Raw genomic sequence first — 17,210 nt, forward strand, 5'->3', positions numbered from 1 at the left:
AATTGCGCGGCGGCGCACCACAGCGGGCCCACAGTCTTGACTCATTTTTGGCCAAGCGCGCTATGTGGTGACTGGAGTTCGGTCATGTTCACTTGAGCCCGTCCATGAGGTTCGTTCTTGACGTTTTCTGAGTCCTTACGGACCGAGTCACCAGCCCCGGCCGAATCTCGACCCTCCGAAACCGACCGTCGCGCTGTCAGGGCGCTGCGATGGAGAAGAACTCATGAGAAGACAGATACGTGGCGTAGTGGCCGCGTTCACCGGAGCACTGCTGCTCACGATGGGAATCAGCGCGACCGGCGGGCAGCCCGCGCGAGCCGATGACAACGGTGTCGGACTCAAGCCCGTACTCGGGTGGAGCAGTTGGAGCTTCGTCCGGCGCAACCCGACCGCGCAGACCATCGAGGCGCAGGCGAAGGCGCTCAAGACCAGCGGCCTGGCGAAGAACGGTTTCGTCTACGCCAATGTCGACGACTTCTGGTACCAGTGCCCGGGCAGCCAGGGGCCGGATGTCGACCAGTACGGCCGTTGGGTCACCGACCCCGCCAAGTTCCCGCCCCGCGGCAGCGAGAACGGCATCCAGGTCGTGGCCGACTATGTCCACTCCCTCGGCCTGAAGTTCGGGCTCTACGTCACTCCGGGCATCTCCCAGCAGGCGGTCGCCAAGAACACCGCGATCGAGGGAACCTCGTACCACGCCCGGGACATCGCCACCACGACGACGGAGAACAACTACAACTGCGGCGGCATGGTGGGCATCGACTACACCAAGCCCGGCGCGCAGGCGTTCATCGACTCCTGGGCCGGTCAGTTCGCCGGCTGGGGCATCGACTATCTGAAGATCGACGGCGTCGGCACCCCCGACCAGCAGGACGTCCAGGCCTGGTCGGACGCGCTGCGGCACACCGGGCGGCCCATCCACCTGGAGCTGTCCAACAACCTCGACATCAACAACGCGGCCGCCTGGTCCAAGCTCTCCAACGGCTGGCGCACCGGCGGCGACATCGAGTGCTACTGCGGCCCGGACGGCAGCAGCTACCCGCTGACCACCTGGGCCTCGGTCGCCTCGCGGTTCGACCAGGTCGCCGCGTGGGCGCCGTACGGCGGTCCCGGCGGCTACAACGACTACGACTCCCTGGAGATCGGCAACGGCGCGAACAACGGTCTGACGCCCGACGAGCGCCGGACCCAGATGAGCCTGTGGTCGCTGGCCGCCTCCCCGCTCATCCTCGGCACCGACCTCACCCATCTCGACCCGGCCGACCTCGCCCTGCTGAAGAACACCGACGTCCTCGCCGTCGACCAGGACGGCGTCGACGCCAAGCGGATCTCCTCGGACCCGAACTCCCAGGTGTTCGCCAAGACCGAGCGCGACGGGGACGTGGTCGTCGGCCTGTTCAACACGGGTTCGGCGCCCCGGGAGGTCGCCACGACCGCGGCGGCGCTGGGCCTGTCCAAGTCGCGCGACTACGCCCTGCGGGACCTGTGGACCCAGAAGCTGACCGAGTCCGCGGGCCGGATCGCCGCGAACGTCCCGCCGCACGGCGTGGCCCTGTACCGGGTGCACCCCAGCCGCCACGCGGTGGCCGGCGCGGCTCCGGACGTCTCGCTGGCGCTGAACTGGGCGCCCGCGTCGAGCGACAGCACCACGCGTACCGTGACCGCGGTCCTGTCCGACAACGGGTCGCGGCCGGTCACCGACGCCGCGCTGACCCTCACCGGGCCGGCCGGCACGAAGATCACCACGCATTCACCGACGTCGGCCCGGACGATCCGGGGCGGCCACGCGCTGAAGGCCGTCTACTCCGTCGCCATCCCGCCCTCGGCGAAGCTCTTCGCCTCCAGCGACTTCCAGGGGACGGCGGGCTACCGCTTCCGGTCGGGCGGGAGGACCAAGCTCACCGCCGGTGACACCATCACCGTCAACCACCAGGTGACGGCCCCGTACCGGACGTTCGCCTCCACCACGGCGAGCTTCAGCGAGTCCGGCAGCCGGCTCGGGATCCAGGCCCAGGGCGCCGACCTCTACAACGGCACCAACGAGTACGGCACGATCTATCTGCCCGGGGCCGAGCACGACGGTTCCGTGACCACCGTGAAGCTCGACTCCCAGTCGGACACGGACGTCTGGGCGAAGGCCGGGATCATGGTCCGCAACGACATCACCCAGCCCAACACCTCCCCCGGCTACCTGGCCCTGGTCGCGACCCCCGCCAACGGCTACCTCCTCGACTGGGACAGCGACGGCAACGGGACGCTGGACTCCCAGGACTCCACCGGCTCCGCCACCTACCCCTCGTGGCTGAAGCTGGTCCGCGACGGCACCACGTACAGCGGCTACTACTCCACCGACGGCACCACCTGGAACCTCGTCGGCACCGTCGACGTCCCGACCGCCGCGGCCACCCAGGACGTCGGTCTGACCCAGACCTCGCACGCCTCGGGCACCACCGGCGAGGCCGACTTCGACTCGTTCACGACCACTCCCTAGCGGTCCCTTCCCCGGTCACCGGCGACCCCCTCCCCGGTCCCCGGTGACCTCTTCCCCGGTGATCCCGGCGATCCCGGCGATCCCGGCGGGACCTTCGGCGATGCCGTCCGGACGGCGCTCGGTGCTCTTTCAGACCGATGCCGTGCGGGCGCGCATCGCCGTTTCGGTGGGCGGGAGTTCGGCCACCGGCAGCTCCAGCGTGAACTCCGTGCGGCCGGGCACGCTGGTCACGTCGATACGGCCGCCGTGGGCCGCCGTGATGGCCGAGGCGATCGCGAGGCCCAGGCCCGAGCCGCCCTCCAGGACGCCGGCGCGGGTGCGGGAGGTGTCGGCCCGGGTGAAGCGTTCGAAGACGGTCGGGAGCAGGCCGGGCGGGATGCCGGGGCCGTTGTCACGGACCCGGATCACACAGGTGCCGGCGGTGGCCTCGGCCGTGGCGGTCACGGTGGTGCCGGCGGGGGTGTGCACCCGCGCGTTGGCCAGCAGGTTGGCCACCACCTGGTGCAGGCGGGCCTCGTCGCCGAGCACCAGCGCCGGTCCGTCGAGGTCGAGTTCGAGCTGCCAGACGTGCCCGGCACCGGCCGCCCGCGCGTCCCACACCGCCTCCGCGACCAGTGCGGCCATGTCCACCTCGGCGGACTGCAACGGGCGGCCCTCGTCGAGGCGGGCAAGCAGCAGCAGGTCCTCCACCAGGCTGCGCATCCGGGCCGACTCGGCGTTGACCCGGCGCCAGGCCAGGCCGGGCTCGATACGGTCCGTGCCGCGGTTCATCAGCTCGGCGTACCCGGCGATCGAGGCGAGCGGGGTGCGCAGTTCGTGGCTGGCGTCGGCCAGGAAGCGCCGCATGCGCTCCTCGCTCCGGCGCACCTGTTCCTCGCTGCGCTGGCGTTCCGCCAGGGACGCCTCGACATGGTCGATCATGCGGTTGAGGGCGGCGCCGACCTGGCCGGCCTCGCTGCCGGGGTCGGTGTCCCGTTCGGGCACCCGGGTCAGGCCGGTCACCTGGCCGCGGCCGAGGGGCGCGTGGGAGACCTCGACGGCGGTGGCAGCGACCCGGCCGAGGGGGCGCAGCTGGCGCCGTATCACCACCGCGCAGACGCAGCCCGCGGCGGTGAGGCCGACCGCCGCCGCGCCGGCCTCGATCTCGACCAGGCCGCTGATGGTGTCCAGCACGTCGTCCATGGGGAGCCCGGCGAGGACCCGGATGCCGCTGGCGTCGATGGCGGTGACGCGGTAGGTACCCAGGCCGGGGACCGCGCGGGTGTGGGTCGAGCCGTCCGGTCCGATGCCCTTGAGGGCGGCGGTCTGGGCGGTGGTGAGGGAGCGCGGGGGCGCGTCGTGGCCGACGACGGCCGCGCTGATGATGTTCCCCTTGGCGTCGAGGCGGGCGGCGAGCAGGCCGGCCGGCTGGCCGGTCTCGTTGAGGAAGGTCAGGTCATGGGTGAGCCCCGGGTGCAGGGCGGCACCGCCCACACCGCGCTCGGCGGCGTCGCTCACCCGGTCGTCCAGGTTGCCCAGCAGATAGGCGCGTTGGGCGAAGACGGTGGTCAGGGCCATCGCGGCGCACACGCAGACGAGGACGGCGGTGATGAAGACGAGCAGCCGCGTGCGCAGCGACCGGCTCCGCAGCCTGGGGGTCATCTGCCGTCCTCCACGGGTCGTACGACGTAGCCCATCCCGCGGACGGTGTGGATCATCGGCGCCCGGCCCCGGTCGATCTTGCGGCGGAGGCTGGAGATGTAGACCTCGACGAGGTTGCCGCCGCCGTCGAAGGAGGTACTCCAGACGTGGTCGAGGATCTGGGCCTTGCTGAGCACCTGGCGGGGATGGTCCAGGAGCAGGCTGAGCAGGTCGAACTCCTTGGCGGTGAGTCTGATCGGGGCGCCGGCCCGCTGCACCTCGCGGGACTCGCCGGTCAGTACGAGGTCGCCGAGGACGCGTACCGAGTCGTCGGGGGGCGGCCGTTCGGTGCCGGCCCGGCGCAGGAGTCCGCGCAGCCGCAGCACGACCTCCTCCAGGGAGAAGGGCTTGGTGACGTAGTCGTCGGCCCCGGCCTCCAGGCCGTCGATACGGTGTTCGATGGCGTCGCGGGCGGTGAGCATCAGGACGGGCAGCCTCGGCATCTCGTAGCGGAGTCTGCGCAGTACCTGGAGGCCGTCGAGGTCGGGCAGCATGCCGTCGAGCACCACCGCGTGCGGGGCGCAGCCGCGGGCCAGCCGCAGGGCCGTCTGCCCGTCGAGCGCGGGGTAGGGCCGCCAGCCCGCGTCCGCGACGGCGGCGGAGAGCAGCTCGGTGAGGCCGGGCTCGTCGTCGACGATCAGGACGCGGACGCGGCCGGTTCGGGACCCTGCGGTGGCAGACATGTCGCAAGTCTGTGCCGGTTCGCTGAGGGAACCCTGTGTTCCGACTGAGCCTGGGCGATGTCACGTGCGGACAACGGGGCCGGCCGGGAACGCGAAGGGCCGCGTCCCCGGTGACCGGGGACGCGGCCCTTACCGGCCCGTGCCGCTTACTTGCGGATCAGGTTGCGCAGCACGTACTGCATGATGCCGCCGTTGCGGTAGTAGTCGGCCTCGCCGGGGGTGTCGATCCGGACGACCGCGTCGAACTCGACGCCGGTGTCGGTGGTGACCTTGACCGTGCGCGGGGTGGTGCCGTTGTTGAGCTCCTCGACACCGGTGAAGGAGAAGGTCTCCTCGCCGGTCAGGCCGAGGGACTCGGCGGTGGCGCCCTCCGGGAACTGGAGCGGCAGCACGCCCATGCCGATCAGGTTCGAGCGGTGGATGCGCTCGTACGACTCGGCGACGACGGCCTTGACGCCGAGCAGCGCGGTGCCCTTGGCGGCCCAGTCGCGGGACGAGCCGGAGCCGTACTCCTTGCCGGCCAGGATGACCAGCGGGATGCCCTGCTCGATGTAGTTGCGCGAGGCGTCGTAGATGAAGGAGACGGGGGCGCCGTCCTGCGTGAAGTCGCGGGTGTAGCCGCCCTCGGTGCCCGGCGCGATCTGGTTGCGCAGGCGGATGTTGGCGAACGTACCGCGGATCATGACCTCGTGGTTGCCGCGGCGCGAGCCGTAGCTGTTGAAGTCACGGCGCTCGACGCCGTGCTCCGTGAGGTACTTGCCTCCGGGGGTGTCGGCCTTGATCGCACCGGCCGGGGAGATGTGGTCGGTGGTGACCGAGTCGCCCAGCTTGGCGAGGACGCGGGCGCCGGCGATGTCCGAGACCGGGGTGGTCTCCATCGTCATGCCCTCGAAGTAGGGGGGCTTGCGGACGTACGTCGACTGCGGGTCCCACTCGAAGGTGTCGCCCTCGGGGATCGGCAGCGCCTGCCACTGGGCGTCGCCCGCGAAGACGTCCTGGTAGGACTTGTTGAACATGTCCTCGCCGATGGCGTTCGCGACGACGTGGTTGACCTCGGCCTCGGTCGGCCAGATGTCGGACAGGAAGACCGGCTTGCCGTCCTGGTCGGTGCCGAGCGCGTCGCGGGTGATGTCCACCTTCATGGAGCCCGCGATGGCGTAGGCGACGACCAGCGGCGGGGAGGCCAGGTAGTTCATCTTGACGTCGGGGTTGATACGGCCCTCGAAGTTCCGGTTGCCGGAGAGGACCGAGGTGACCGCGAGGTCGTGGTCGTTGACGGCCTTGGAGACCTCGTCCGGCAGCGGGCCGGAGTTGCCGATGCACGTGGTGCAGCCGTAGCCGACCAGGTTGAAGCCGACCTTGTCGAGGTAGGGGGTCAGCCCCGCCTTGTCGAAGTAGTCGGTGACGACCTTGGAGCCCGGGGCGAGCGTGGTCTTGACCCACGGCTTGCGGGTCAGGCCCTTCTCCACGGCCTTCTTCGCGACGAGCGCGGCGGCGACCATGACGTACGGGTTCGAGGTGTTGGTGCAGGAGGTGATGGCCGCGACCGTCACCGCACCGTGGTCGATCTCGTAGGTCGAGCCGTCGGGGGCCGTGACCGTGACCGGGTTGGTCGGGACGCCGTTGGCGGTCGCCGGGGAGTCGGAGGCCGGGAAGGACTCCTTGCCCGCCTCGTCGTCGTCGGCGACGTAGTTGCGCACGTCGCTCTTGAACTGCTCGGCGGCGTTCGCGAGGACGATACGGTCCTGCGGGCGCTTCGGGCCGGCGATGGAGGGGACGACCGTGGAGAGGTCGAGCTCCAGCTTCTCGGAGAAGTCGGGCTCGGCGGCCGGGTCGAGCCAGAGGCCCTGCTCCTTGGCGTACGCCTCGACGAGCGCGACCTGCTGCTCGGAGCGGCCGGTGAGCTTGAGGTAGTTCAGGGTCTCGCCGTCGATCGGGAAGATCGCGGCGGTGGAGCCGAACTCCGGCGACATGTTGCCGATGGTGGCGCGGTTGGCCAGGGAGGTGGCGGCCACACCCTCGCCGTAGAACTCGACGAACTTGCCGACGACACCGTGCTTGCGCAGCATCTCGGTGATGGTCAGCACGAGGTCGGTGGCGGTGGTGCCGGGGGTGAGCTCACCGGTCAGCTTGAAGCCGACGACGCGCGGGATGAGCATCGAGACCGGCTGGCCGAGCATGGCGGCCTCGGCCTCGATGCCGCCGACGCCCCAGCCGAGGACGCCGAGACCGTTGACCATGGTGGTGTGCGAGTCGGTGCCGACCAGGGTGTCGGGGTAGGCCTGGCCGCCCCGCACCATGACCGTGCGGGCCAGGTGCTCGATGTTCACCTGGTGGACGATGCCGGTGCCCGGGGGGACGACCTTGAACTCGTCGAACGCGGTCTGGCCCCAGCGCAGGAACTGGTAGCGCTCCTTGTTGCGGCCGTACTCCAGCTCGACGTTCTGCTTGAAGGCGTCGTTGGTGCCGAACTTGTCGGCGATGACGGAGTGGTCGATGACCAGCTCGGCCGGGGCCAGCGGGTTGATCTTCGCCGGGTCGCCGCCGAGCTCCTTGACGGCCTCGCGCATGGTGGCGAGGTCCACGACACAGGGCACGCCGGTGAAGTCCTGCATGATCACGCGGGCCGGCGTGAACTGGATCTCCTGGCTGGGCTGGGCCTGCGAGTCCCACCCGCCGAGGGCGCGGATGTGGTCGGCGGTGATGTTCGCGCCGTCCTCCGTGCGAAGCAGGTTCTCCAGCAGCACCTTCAGGCTGTACGGAAGGCGAGCCGAGCCTTCCACCTTGTCCAGCCGGAAGATCTCGTACGACTCGTCGCCCACCTGCAACGTGCTGCGGGCGTCGAAGCTGTTCGCCGACACGACAGTCTCCTTCATTGATGTGCGCGTACCACCGTCAATCGTGCCGCCACGCCGACTTGGCCGATCCAGTAAGGTCAGGCTAAGTTAGGCATGCCTTACCGGGGTGGCGGCTACGGTGCGCCTAGGCAGATATCTCGATGTCGAGATAACTCTAGTACACGGGCGCGGGTTGGTCATGCCCGGACCCGCTGCGTCGCGCCGGGAAGGGGGTCTCCGGGTGGCCTGAGAGCGCCGTGCCGGGGTAGCCGACGGTGGAGCGGCAAGCCTCACAGCGATGTGGAAGGAGCCCCCATGGCCCTCACGTTCCGCAAGAGTTTCCGGATCCTGCCGGGCGTACGCCTGAACATCAACCGGCACTCCTGGTCCATCACCACCGGCGGCCGGCACGGGCCGCACCACACGCGAAGCAGCACCGGACGCCGTACTACCTCGATGGATCTGCCGGGCCCCTTCGGGTGGCGCCGCACCACCAGGGCCCGGCGCCGGTGACGGTCGCGGGGTCCAGGAACGCCCGGCCCGAGCGCCGCCGTCCGGCTCCGGACGCGGGCGCAGGGAACCCACAAGGCGGATCGCCGGCGTGTCGGAAACCATGCCAGAGCGTGTCAAGTCGGGCCTCTCGCCCGCGGCACCCTCACTGCCCTCGTCGAGCATGCGGTTCAGGCTCCGGCCCACCCGGTCGGCGGACAGCACGCCGATGCCGATGGCGACCTCGGTGACCGCACCCACCGACAGCGGACAGGATTTCCGCATCCCCTCCGCCATTTCGGCGGCGGCCCTGAACCGGCCCGCGCGGGCGCCCGTCAATTCACGGCGTCCGGCGACGAGTACGGAATCCATTCGCGGTGCCCCTGGAGAATTTCGGGACGGGTATGACCGGAGAGCTGGAGTCGTTCCGGAAGGCGGATGGCGAGATCCGCTCCGTGGCCGGTCATGCGCACTTCCTCGCGGGCCGGGAGAAGTCGCCCAGCCGGCCCTTGAGAAGGCACCTCGAGACGGCTCTCAACGCTTGGTCAGGAATTCCAACGGCGTTCAAGTCGGAGGTCCGGGAAATTCCCCTGGCGTCCCTCATCTGCAACGGAATCGGATTTCCGGTTCGCTGCGGCCGGGGTTGCCGCCGATTTCTGTTCGAGAGGCGTCGCCGGCAATCCCCGGCCGCACCCCACCCTCGCGCGCATCGGAACGATGGTCGACGGGCCGAACAGCGAGGCTCGTTGACAGGTCATCACCCGAACGGACCCCCCAACGGGCGCCATCTCATATCTGAGATAACCTCGGCCCCATGGCAGACGACTACCTCGTACGCATCGGCAAGCTCATCCGTGACGCCCGGCAGCACCGTGGCTGGACACAGACACAGCTCGCGGAGGCGCTCGGCACCAGTCAGAGCGCTGTCAACCGCATCGAGCGCGGCAACCAAAACATCAGCCTTGAGATGATCGCTCGAATCGGTGAGGCCCTGGACAGCGAGATCGTCTCACTGGGCTACGCGGGCCCGATGCATCTGCGGGTGGTCGGCGGCCGCCGGCTGTCCGGCGCGATCGACGTGAAGACCAGCAAGAACGCGTGTGTGGCCCTGCTGTGCGCCTCACTGCTCAACAAGGGGCGCACGGTGCTGCGCCGGGTGGCCCGCATCGAGGAGGTGTACCGCCTGCTGGAGGTGCTCAACTCCATCGGCGTGCGCACCCGCTGGATCAACGACGGGGTCGACCTGGAGCTGGTGCCGCCCGCCGACCTCGACATGGCGTCGATCGACGCCGAGGCCGCCGTACGCACCCGCTCGATCATCATGTTCTTCGGCCCGCTGCTGCACCGCATGGACCACTTCAAGCTGCCGTACGCCGGCGGCTGCGACCTGGGCACGCGGACCATCGAGCCGCACATGATCGCGCTGCGCCGGTTCGGTCTGGACATCGCGGCGACCGAGGGGCAGTACCACGCGCAGGTCGACCGTTCGATCCGCCCGGACCGTCCGATCGTCCTGACCGAGCGCGGCGACACGGTGACCGAGAACGCCCTGCTGGCCGCGGCCCGCCACGACGGCGTGACGGTCATCCGCAACGCCTCCTCCAACTACATGGTCCAGGACCTCTGCTTCTTCCTGGAGGCGCTCGGCGTCAAGGTCGAGGGCATCGGCACCACCACTCTGACCGTGCACGGCGTCCCCACCATCGACGTCGACGTGGACTACTCCCCCTCCGAGGACCCGGTCGAGGCGATGAGCCTGCTGGCCGCGGCCGTCGTCACCGAGTCGGAACTGACGGTCCGCCGCGTCCCCATCGAGTTCCTGGAGATCGAGCTCGCGGTCCTGGAGGAGATGGGCCTCGACCACGACCGCAGCCCCGAGTACTCCGCGGACAACGGCCGCACCCGCCTGATCGACCTCACGGTCCGCCCCTCCAAGCTGGAGGCGCCGATCGACAAGATCCACCCCATGCCCTTCCCCGGCCTGAACATCGACAACGTCCCGTTCTTCGCCGCCATCGCGGCGGTCGCCCAGGGCAAGACCCTCATCCACGACTGGGTCTACGACAACCGCGCGATCTACCTCACCGACCTCAACCGCCTCGGCGGCCGCCTCCAGCTCCTCGACCCGCACCGGGTCCTGGTCGAGGGCCCGACCCGCTGGCGCGCCGCCGAGATGATGTGCCCGCCGGCCCTGCGCCCCGCGGTCGTCGTCCTGCTGGCGATGATGGCGGCCGAGGGCACGTCGGTCCTGCGCAACGTGTACGTCATCAACCGCGGTTACGAGGACCTCGCCGAACGCCTCAACACCATCGGGGCGCAGATCGAGATCTTCCGCGACATCTGATGCGCGGGTGCCGCCGCACTCCGTCCGACCTGCGGTGACGCGGGGCAGGGGAGGGTGCGGCGGCTTGCACGACGCTGGGGGCGTCGCCCGGACAAGGCGGCGGACTGCGGTCGGGCCGGAAGAGGCTCGCCATCGGTTCGGGCGGCTGCGCGGATCTGCGCGGATCTGTCAGAGTCGCAGCAGCATCAGGGCTTCGCCCGGTGGTGCGAGGCCCTCGGCACGGTCTTGCAGGGCGGTGACTCCGGCCGCGATGTCACGGCAGAGAGCAGCCACTTGGCCCGCGCCGTCCTCTGTGCCCTGCGCTTCCACGGCTGCGAGGGCGAGGGCGGCCGTACGCACCTCGGCCATGCTGCCGGCGTCGCGGGCGGGGCCTTCCAGCAGCGCCAACCCCCGTTCCCTGAGCCCCACTGCGACGATCTGCGCGCACCTGGTCGCCCAGGGGACGGGAACGCTGTCCCGACCACCCCCGCTCCCAGGTTCGAGAAGGTCGGCTCACGAAGGTCGGAGACCGACGGCACCCATGGCGGGCGCCCACCTCAGTCGACGCCTCCTGTCCGCCGTGTCCTGATATGCATCCCGCCCTCGGTGTCCCGGACGTCGCCGGGCGCCTCGGGTGGCAGTCTGATGTCGCGAGGACCGCGCACATCGCATCTGTGGGGGACAGAGTTGTGTTACGCGTTCACTTCACCGCTGACGACCTGGCTCAGGTCCAGGTGGCCAAGGAGCTCGATCCCTTGTGGGAGACCGTGCTCGGCCTTCAGCAACTGATCCGTCCGGGGCGGGGCGCACGTGTCTTCCGGCCCTGGCGGCGACAGGCCCGCGCTCTGGTCGGGCAACGGCAACTGGAGGGAGCAGTACGGCTGCTGGCGGTGCTGGTGCCCAGTACCGGTGCCTTCCCGGACTTTCTGAACCCGGGCGCGGCGGCCGACGGACTCGACATCGGGCTCGACGCGGTCCGGGGTACCCCGCGCGAACGGTTGCGGTTCGAACTGCGGCGGCTGGCGGACAGCAGAGCCCAGGGCAGGCGTACGCCGCTCTGGCTGCGGGACCTCGCGGCCGGTGACCGGACCCGGATGGCCGATCTGACCGACGCCATCCGCGCGGTGCACGGGGTGGTCACCGCTGTGGACTGGCCGGAAGCCACCGCCCTGGCCGAGGCGGACCGCGTCCGGCGCGCCCGGAGACTGCGGGACAGCGGGGTCCACGGGCTGCTCGGCTCCCTGGGCCCCTTCGCCCGCTGGGAGCCCCCGGTGCTGTACGTCGAGTATCCGGTCGACCGCGACCTCCGCCTCGCCGGGCGCGGACTGCGGCTCGTTCCGTCGTACTTCTGCTGGCCCACCCCGATCTCGTTGGTCGACCCGGAGCTGGAGCCCGTCCTGGTCTATCCCGTCGACCACGGCGCTCCGGGCCCGGGCGAGGCCGGCCGGCAAGCCCTGCCCACCCTGCTGGGCCACACCCGTGCCCGCGTCCTGACCGCGCTGGGCGACACGGCCACCACGGGGGAACTCGCCCGCCTGCTGTGCGTGTCACCGGCCTCGGCGAGCCAGCACGTGCACGCGCTCGCCGCCGCCAACCTGGTGCGCAGCCACCGCACCGGCAACCAGGTCCTGCACAGCCTCACCCCGCTCGGCACCGCCCTGCTCAGCGGTCGCCTGCCCGGCGGCAAGGGTCCGACCTGAGGTTTTCGGCGCTCACTGAAACACCTGGCTTCCCCGGCGCCCCGCAGCCCACCCTGGTGAAGGGCCGCGGACCGTGGCCCACCGACCGAACACTTCAAGGGGGAAACTCATGTCACTGCGCAAGTCGGCCGCGACCTTACTCGCCACGGCTGCCCTGGTGGGCGGATCGCTGATCGGGGCCACCTCGGCCTCCGCCGCGTCGTCCAGCCCGGCGACGGCTCAGCTGACCTGCCCGTACGAGTACGTGTGCGGGCAGGCCGCCAACGGCAGCTGGTTCCAGTACTACGACTGCAACTTCGAGTTCCAGCTGCCCAACCTGATCGGCTCCGGGCCCCTCATCAACAACCAGACGCCGGGCACCGTGGCGAAGTTCTACGGCAAGAACCACAACCTCCTGTTCACGTCGAAGGCGTACGAATCGCGCACGGTCGACTGGACGCCGGTCTGGTACGTCATAGCCTGCTGACCCCACGCCGGCGGCCCCGCCCGAAGTCGGGGCGGGGCCGCCGGCCGGTCCGGGGCGCGCAGCACAACTTCGTCGGGGGGCGGACCGTGCCGGCGCGGCACGGGGTGCGTGCTGTTCCTGACCTGACGGGCGTCGGGCGTGGTTTCCCCGGGTGCGGTGCCGGCTGAACCTCCGGGGCGGGCGTTGCGTATGAACTCCGCAGGCACAGTTCCGGTCTCTGCCACGGGACGGAAGGAGAGCACCGTGTCCACACCGCCCGCGTCCGACGCACCGGACGACTGCACCGCGCTGGAGCCCATCCGCGTGTTGCGCATGCGCAACACCGACGCGCTGGCCCAACTGCTCGACGACATACGCCAGGACGAGGACTACCGCGGCCACACAGCCGCACCCGCACGCGTCCCGCACGCCCCGGCCGACGGCGAGACGGAAGAACTCCCGCCTGTCCCCGGCGGCAGGACGGAGGAGCTCCCCGCACCCAAGGGCGGCACCCGCCCGTCGCGTCCCGTGGACAGCCCGCGCCTGGGGCCCGGGCAGCGCCGGGCGGCCGTGGTGATCGCGATCGCCGCGGCGGCCGTCGTCGGCTTCGGCTGCTCTCTCCTGATCCCCGGTCCCACCGAGGCCGCCCCGACCGTTCCCTCGGCGAGCGCGTCGGCTTCCCCGACACCGGCCGACCCGACGTCAGCGACCCCTACGTCGGCGGCCCCGGGCGCGGACGAGGCGGCCGGCCTGCTGACCAACCCCGGCTTCGAGTCGGGCGGCCTCTCACCATGGAGCTGCGCCGGCAACCCGGGCTCGATCGTCTCCTCCCCTGTCCATGGGGGCTCCAAAGCCCTTCAGGGAAAGGTGAGTTCAAGCGACACCGCGCAATGCGACCAGACCGTCACCGTACGGCCGAACACCACGTACTCACTCAGCGGCTGGGTCCGCGGCTCCTACGTCTACCTCGGCGTGAACGGCGGCGCATCCACCTGGACCAACTCCCCTTCCCAATACGGCCTACTGACCGTCTCCTTCACCACCGGCACCTCCCAGACCCGCGCGACGATCTACGTGCACGGCTGGTACGCACAGGGCGACTACTACGCCGACGACCTCACCCTGCACGGACCCAGCGGCGGCGGTCACACCTAGCAGTAGGGCAGCATGATCGGCCGCTACGTCATCTGTGAACGTCCGGGTGGCCCGGATGAGGGGGCTCACACGGCGAGGGCGCCGCCGACGAAGGTTCGTTGCGGTGGTGAGGCCACGAGTTCGACCATGGTGCCGGTGCGGAGGTCATCGCCGACCACGCGTGTGATCGCGTCGGTGAGCGCGGTGCCGAGGCGTGCGGTGATCTGGGCGGCGTCGGGGCGGTCGAAGACGCCGGCGCGGACGCCCAGGACCACCGAGGCGATGGTATCCACGGCCCTGCCGCCCTGTGCGAAACGGCCTGCGGGGACTCCGGACAGGCGGACGCTGACGAGGTCACGGGCCCATTCGCCGTAGACGTCGACGATCGCGTCGGTCAGTGCGGCGACGAGCGCGGGTTCCTTGCCGGTCAGCCTGTTCTCTGGAAGGTGGACCGTCAGGTGCGGCATAGTGGACCTCGTTCCCTTTGAATCCAAAGCCTTTGAGTTTAAAGGTATCTGGAAGAGGTCGCCGATGTCCACGGAATCGGACGGTCCAGCCGTCGACGAGGCCGTCCGTACCCTGCTGTTGCTCATGCCACGGCTCGTCGGCCGCGCCAAGCGCCTGCCCATCCCTCCGGCGCTCCAGGGCCTGGACCTGGCGCCGCGGCATCTCGCGCTGCTGGCCCACCTGGAGTACGACGGCGCCACCAGCGTCAACGAACTGGCCGCCCGGCTGGAGGTGGCCCCGACGACCGTGAGCCTCATGGTGAGCGAGCTGTCACGGCTGGGCGTCCTGCAGCGCACCGCCGATCCCGCCGACCGCCGCCGTCGCATCGTCGCCATCGCCCCCGCCTATGCCGCGGCGATCGGGCAATGGCTCTCCGGCAGCGCCTCTGCCTGGAAGAGCGTCATGCGCGGTCTCGACCCCGCGGAGCGCGCCACGGTCATCAGCGCCCTGCACGCCTACGAGGCCGCCTTGGAGCAGCCGGGCGACCAGCGGGGGAACCCGCAGCCGCGTTGACGGCCTTGGCGGAGTCGGCGAAGCCCGGCCCGCCGCCGCAGCCGCTCTCGCCTCAAGCGTGGTCCTTCTCGCCGCCGAAGCCGAAGGCCAACTCGTCGGCTTCCATTGCCCTCGGGATCCCTCGGCCTCCGGCCCAGGCTTCCGCAGGTTGCTCGCGTTCACTCCGCGTCCTGGCGCAGGGCTGCGGCCAGCCACCCCCGGATCGCCGCCGCCCGGCCCGTGTCGGGGTCCGGTCCGGGCGTACCGTTGATTGTCGCCACCAGGGAGTGGTACCTGGTCAGCAGCTTCAGGCCGGTCGCCCTGGCCCGCCACTGCGCCGCCCTGCCGTTCCGGTCGAACTCGGCGATGCCGCGCCGCGCCTTGTCGATGTCGTGTTCCCCGGTCATGGCGGCGACCAACTCGGCCGAGTCGGCGGCCACCCGCTCGGCGATGTCCCGGGCCTGCGGTGAAGTCGCGGGCACGCCGGCCTGCTGGGAGGCCCGTGCCTCCAGGAGAAGCTTCCGGTGCCGCTCGACGCGGGCCGTCATCTCCGGCGAAGCCATCAGTCTGCCCTGCTCGGTGCCGAATGTGCGGTGGAAGAAGTCCCGCAGCTCGGTGCGGAACTCCTCGTCCTGGACGATCTCGGCGAGTTCGATCCAGGCTTCCAGCTGCTCGGTCGACGGCTCCTCGGGCAGGTGCGGTCGCAGGTTGTGCAGGCGCTCGACGTAGCTGGGACGGACGTCCAGGCCGTCGGTCACGAAGTCCCAGAACTGGTCGACGAGCCGGTCACGGTCGTCGTCGGACATCGACACGAGCTGATGCATCAGCCTGACCTTTTCTGTCGTGGTGTGCTGCCGCACGACGGCCCGCAGCACGGCACGGCGCGCCCGGAACTGCCTCAACTGGTCCTCGACCAGCCGCAGATGCGTGACGGCCAGGTCGTGCAGGGTGGTCTCCTCGGCCAGCACCCGGCGGATGTCGTCCAGGCCGGCACCCAGGTCGCGCAGAGTGCGCACGAGTTCGAGCCTGGCGATGGCGTGCACGTCGTACCGCCGGAAGCCGCCTTCGGTGAGGCCGGTGGGCACGACGACGTCCTCGTCGGCGTAGAACCTGATCGCGCTCACGCTCAGACCGGTGCGGCGCGCGACGTCCCCGATGGAGTAGAGCTCCTTCATGCCCTTCACTATGGGATCTCAAGCGGCTTGAGAGTCAAGGGAGTCGGCCGCGACAGGACGCGCTTGCCGGCGGAGCGTTCACTGCCCGCGGTACACCAGAGCCACGTACGTGACGGCCATGCTGACCAGGGCGAGCAGGCCCCAGCCGGCCCGCCACGCCACACGCGCGGCGCGGCCGGAGTGACGCGGGGGTGGGGAGTCGTACCGTTCGGACAAGGGGGACACGGGTCAGCCTTTGGTGTCGGTGGCGGTGGCGGTGGCGAGGTCGGCGGGTACTGCGCGGTGACGTGCCGGACGGTCGACAGCTGGTCGATCTCCGGATAGGACGTCCAGTCGCGGGAGCCGGTGTACGGCCACAGGAAGGTGCGCAACGCGGGGAAGTCGGACGCGCCCACAGTGCGCATGTCGTAGATGCCGCAGAACAGGACGACGCCGCGCAGCGCGCTCGCCGGTACCGCGGCCGTGAGCCCCAACGAGCGGGCCAGGGACGGGTCGGTCTGTACGGCGGCCAGCTGACCGGCGATCTGGGCCCCGGCGGAGTCTCCGCCGAGGACGATCCGGGCCGGGTCGCCGCCGTACCGTGCGGCGTCGGTGTGCGGGTACCGCAGGGCCGCGTCGGCCTGCCGCACCGGGACGGGGTACCGGGAGCCGGGCGCGAGGCTGTAGTCGAGGCTCGCCACGGTGTAGCCCGCGTGGGCGAGCATGATGGCGTAGTCGGCCACTCTCGCGGCGGAACCGGTGACGAACCCGCCGCCGTGCACCCACAGGATCACCGGGCGCGGCGCGGCGGCAGTGCCCTTCGGCTCGAACACGTCCAGATGCGCAGCGGGGGCGTCCCCGACCGCGACGGGCACCCGGGTCTCGGTCACGGTCCGTGCGGTCGCGGCGAAGCCCGCCGGGGGCGTCACCAGCGTGCCCTGGTCGAAGGTCGCCGCCATCAGCGCCGCGCCCGGCTGCACCGACAGCTGGTTCAGCGCCACCCGCCCACCATGCCGGTGACCACCGCCAGCACCCCCGCCAGCAGGCGCCGCAGCGCCCGGCGGCCCCGGGTGACGCCGCCCGCCCTCATGACGCCCGCCTGCGGAGGCGGGCCGGTGCGGTCCCGGACCTGCGCCTCGAGACCCGGCGCACGCCCCGGGGGTCGCGGTCCGATCGGCCTGGTGGCACCCGGTGTTAGCGTCGCCGTGATGACGACGCCCGGGTCGTCTGTCACGCCGGGCCTCTCTCTCGTGGATCACTTGGCGGCAACCCTAG

Annotated in this window: 14 protein-coding genes and 1 pseudogene; 7 read left to right on the plus strand and 8 right to left on the minus strand. The window is 70.6% G+C overall.

What is annotated here, in order from left to right; translation table 11 throughout:
• Positions 1–223 precede the first annotated feature (223 nt).
• A complete protein-coding gene (locus ACWGKQ_RS12785) occupies positions 224–2,491 on the plus strand; it encodes an NEW3 domain-containing protein (RefSeq protein ID WP_453291930.1) in 2,268 nt (755 codons plus the stop codon).
• A 129-nt stretch (positions 2,492–2,620) separates the two neighbouring features.
• On the opposite strand, the gene ACWGKQ_RS12790 is transcribed toward ACWGKQ_RS12785, so the two are convergent.
• The 3 genes from ACWGKQ_RS12790 to acnA all read right to left on the minus strand — a co-directional run bounded on the left by ACWGKQ_RS12790 (position 2,621) and on the right by acnA (position 7,715).
• A complete protein-coding gene (locus ACWGKQ_RS12790) occupies positions 2,621–4,132 on the minus strand; it encodes a HAMP domain-containing sensor histidine kinase (RefSeq protein ID WP_453291931.1) in 1,512 nt (503 codons plus the stop codon).
• A complete protein-coding gene (locus tag ACWGKQ_RS12795; protein ID WP_453291932.1) occupies positions 4,129–4,854 on the minus strand; it encodes a response regulator transcription factor in 726 nt (241 codons plus the stop codon). The genes ACWGKQ_RS12790 and ACWGKQ_RS12795 overlap by 4 nt, the downstream gene beginning before the upstream one ends.
• Positions 4,855–5,000: 146 nt before the next feature.
• Entirely contained in the window at positions 5,001–7,715 is a 2,715-nt protein-coding gene (gene acnA / locus ACWGKQ_RS12800) for an aconitate hydratase AcnA (RefSeq protein WP_453291933.1), read from the minus strand.
• Between the two features lie 291 nt (positions 7,716–8,006).
• Between acnA and ACWGKQ_RS12805 the strand changes: the two genes are divergently transcribed.
• Both ACWGKQ_RS12805 and ACWGKQ_RS12810 read left to right on the plus strand, forming a co-directional pair.
• Positions 8,007–8,204, plus strand: coding sequence for a DUF4236 domain-containing protein (locus ACWGKQ_RS12805; RefSeq protein WP_453291934.1), 198 nt, complete (start codon positions 8,007–8,009; stop codon positions 8,202–8,204).
• Positions 8,205–8,994: 790 nt separating this feature from the next.
• Entirely contained in the window at positions 8,995–10,524 is a 1,530-nt protein-coding gene (locus ACWGKQ_RS12810; protein ID WP_453291935.1) for a helix-turn-helix domain-containing protein, read from the plus strand.
• A gap of 168 nt (positions 10,525–10,692) precedes the next feature.
• Here the strand turns inward: ACWGKQ_RS12810 and ACWGKQ_RS12815 are convergent, their stop codons facing one another.
• A complete protein-coding gene (locus ACWGKQ_RS12815; protein WP_453291936.1) occupies positions 10,693–10,911 on the minus strand; it encodes a hypothetical protein in 219 nt (72 codons plus the stop codon).
• A 281-nt stretch (positions 10,912–11,192) separates the two neighbouring features.
• Here ACWGKQ_RS12815 and ACWGKQ_RS12820 point away from each other — a divergent pair, with 281 nt between their 5' ends.
• From ACWGKQ_RS12820 to ACWGKQ_RS12830, 3 genes and pseudogenes are all read left to right on the plus strand, one after another.
• Positions 11,193–12,203 carry an ArsR/SmtB family transcription factor gene (locus ACWGKQ_RS12820; protein ID WP_453291937.1) on the plus strand — a complete coding sequence of 337 codons (1,011 nt, stop codon included), beginning with the start codon at positions 11,193–11,195 and terminating at the stop codon, positions 12,201–12,203.
• Between the two features lie 109 nt (positions 12,204–12,312).
• The gene (locus ACWGKQ_RS12825) at positions 12,313–12,669 is read left to right on the plus strand and encodes a hypothetical protein (protein WP_453291938.1); all 357 of its coding nucleotides are present in this window, start codon (positions 12,313–12,315) and stop codon (positions 12,667–12,669) included.
• 699 nt (positions 12,670–13,368) lie between these two features.
• Positions 13,369–13,794 (plus strand): annotated as a pseudogene (locus ACWGKQ_RS12830) (carbohydrate binding domain-containing protein); the annotation flags it as partial.
• A 74-nt stretch (positions 13,795–13,868) separates the two neighbouring features.
• On the opposite strand, the gene ACWGKQ_RS12835 reads toward ACWGKQ_RS12830, so the two are convergent.
• The gene (locus tag ACWGKQ_RS12835; RefSeq protein WP_453291939.1) at positions 13,869–14,249 is read right to left on the minus strand and encodes a tautomerase family protein; all 381 of its coding nucleotides are present in this window, start codon (positions 14,247–14,249) and stop codon (positions 13,869–13,871) included.
• A 64-nt stretch (positions 14,250–14,313) separates the two neighbouring features.
• On the opposite strand from ACWGKQ_RS12835, the gene ACWGKQ_RS12840 reads away from it, so the two are divergent.
• Complete coding sequence (locus ACWGKQ_RS12840; RefSeq protein WP_453291940.1) at positions 14,314–14,802, plus strand: MarR family winged helix-turn-helix transcriptional regulator; 489 nt, start codon at positions 14,314–14,316, stop codon at positions 14,800–14,802.
• A 158-nt stretch (positions 14,803–14,960) separates the two neighbouring features.
• Here the strand turns inward: ACWGKQ_RS12840 and ACWGKQ_RS12845 are convergent, their stop codons facing one another.
• From ACWGKQ_RS12845 to ACWGKQ_RS12855, 3 genes are read right to left on the minus strand one after another with little or no spacing between them, the layout of a single operon-like run.
• The gene (locus tag ACWGKQ_RS12845) at positions 14,961–15,956 is read right to left on the minus strand and encodes a MerR family transcriptional regulator (RefSeq protein ID WP_453291941.1); all 996 of its coding nucleotides are present in this window, start codon (positions 15,954–15,956) and stop codon (positions 14,961–14,963) included.
• Between the two features lie 8 nt (positions 15,957–15,964).
• On the minus strand, positions 15,965–16,936 hold the full coding sequence (locus ACWGKQ_RS12850) for an alpha/beta hydrolase (protein ID WP_453291942.1): 972 nt from the start codon (positions 16,934–16,936) through the stop codon (positions 15,965–15,967).
• On the minus strand, positions 16,927–17,169 hold the full coding sequence (locus ACWGKQ_RS12855) for a hypothetical protein (protein WP_453291943.1): 243 nt from the start codon (positions 17,167–17,169) through the stop codon (positions 16,927–16,929). The genes ACWGKQ_RS12850 and ACWGKQ_RS12855 overlap by 10 nt, the downstream gene beginning before the upstream one ends.
• Positions 17,170–17,210: the final 41 nt, after the last annotated feature.

It is taken from the genome of Streptomyces sp. NPDC054770, from assembly GCF_053611985.1.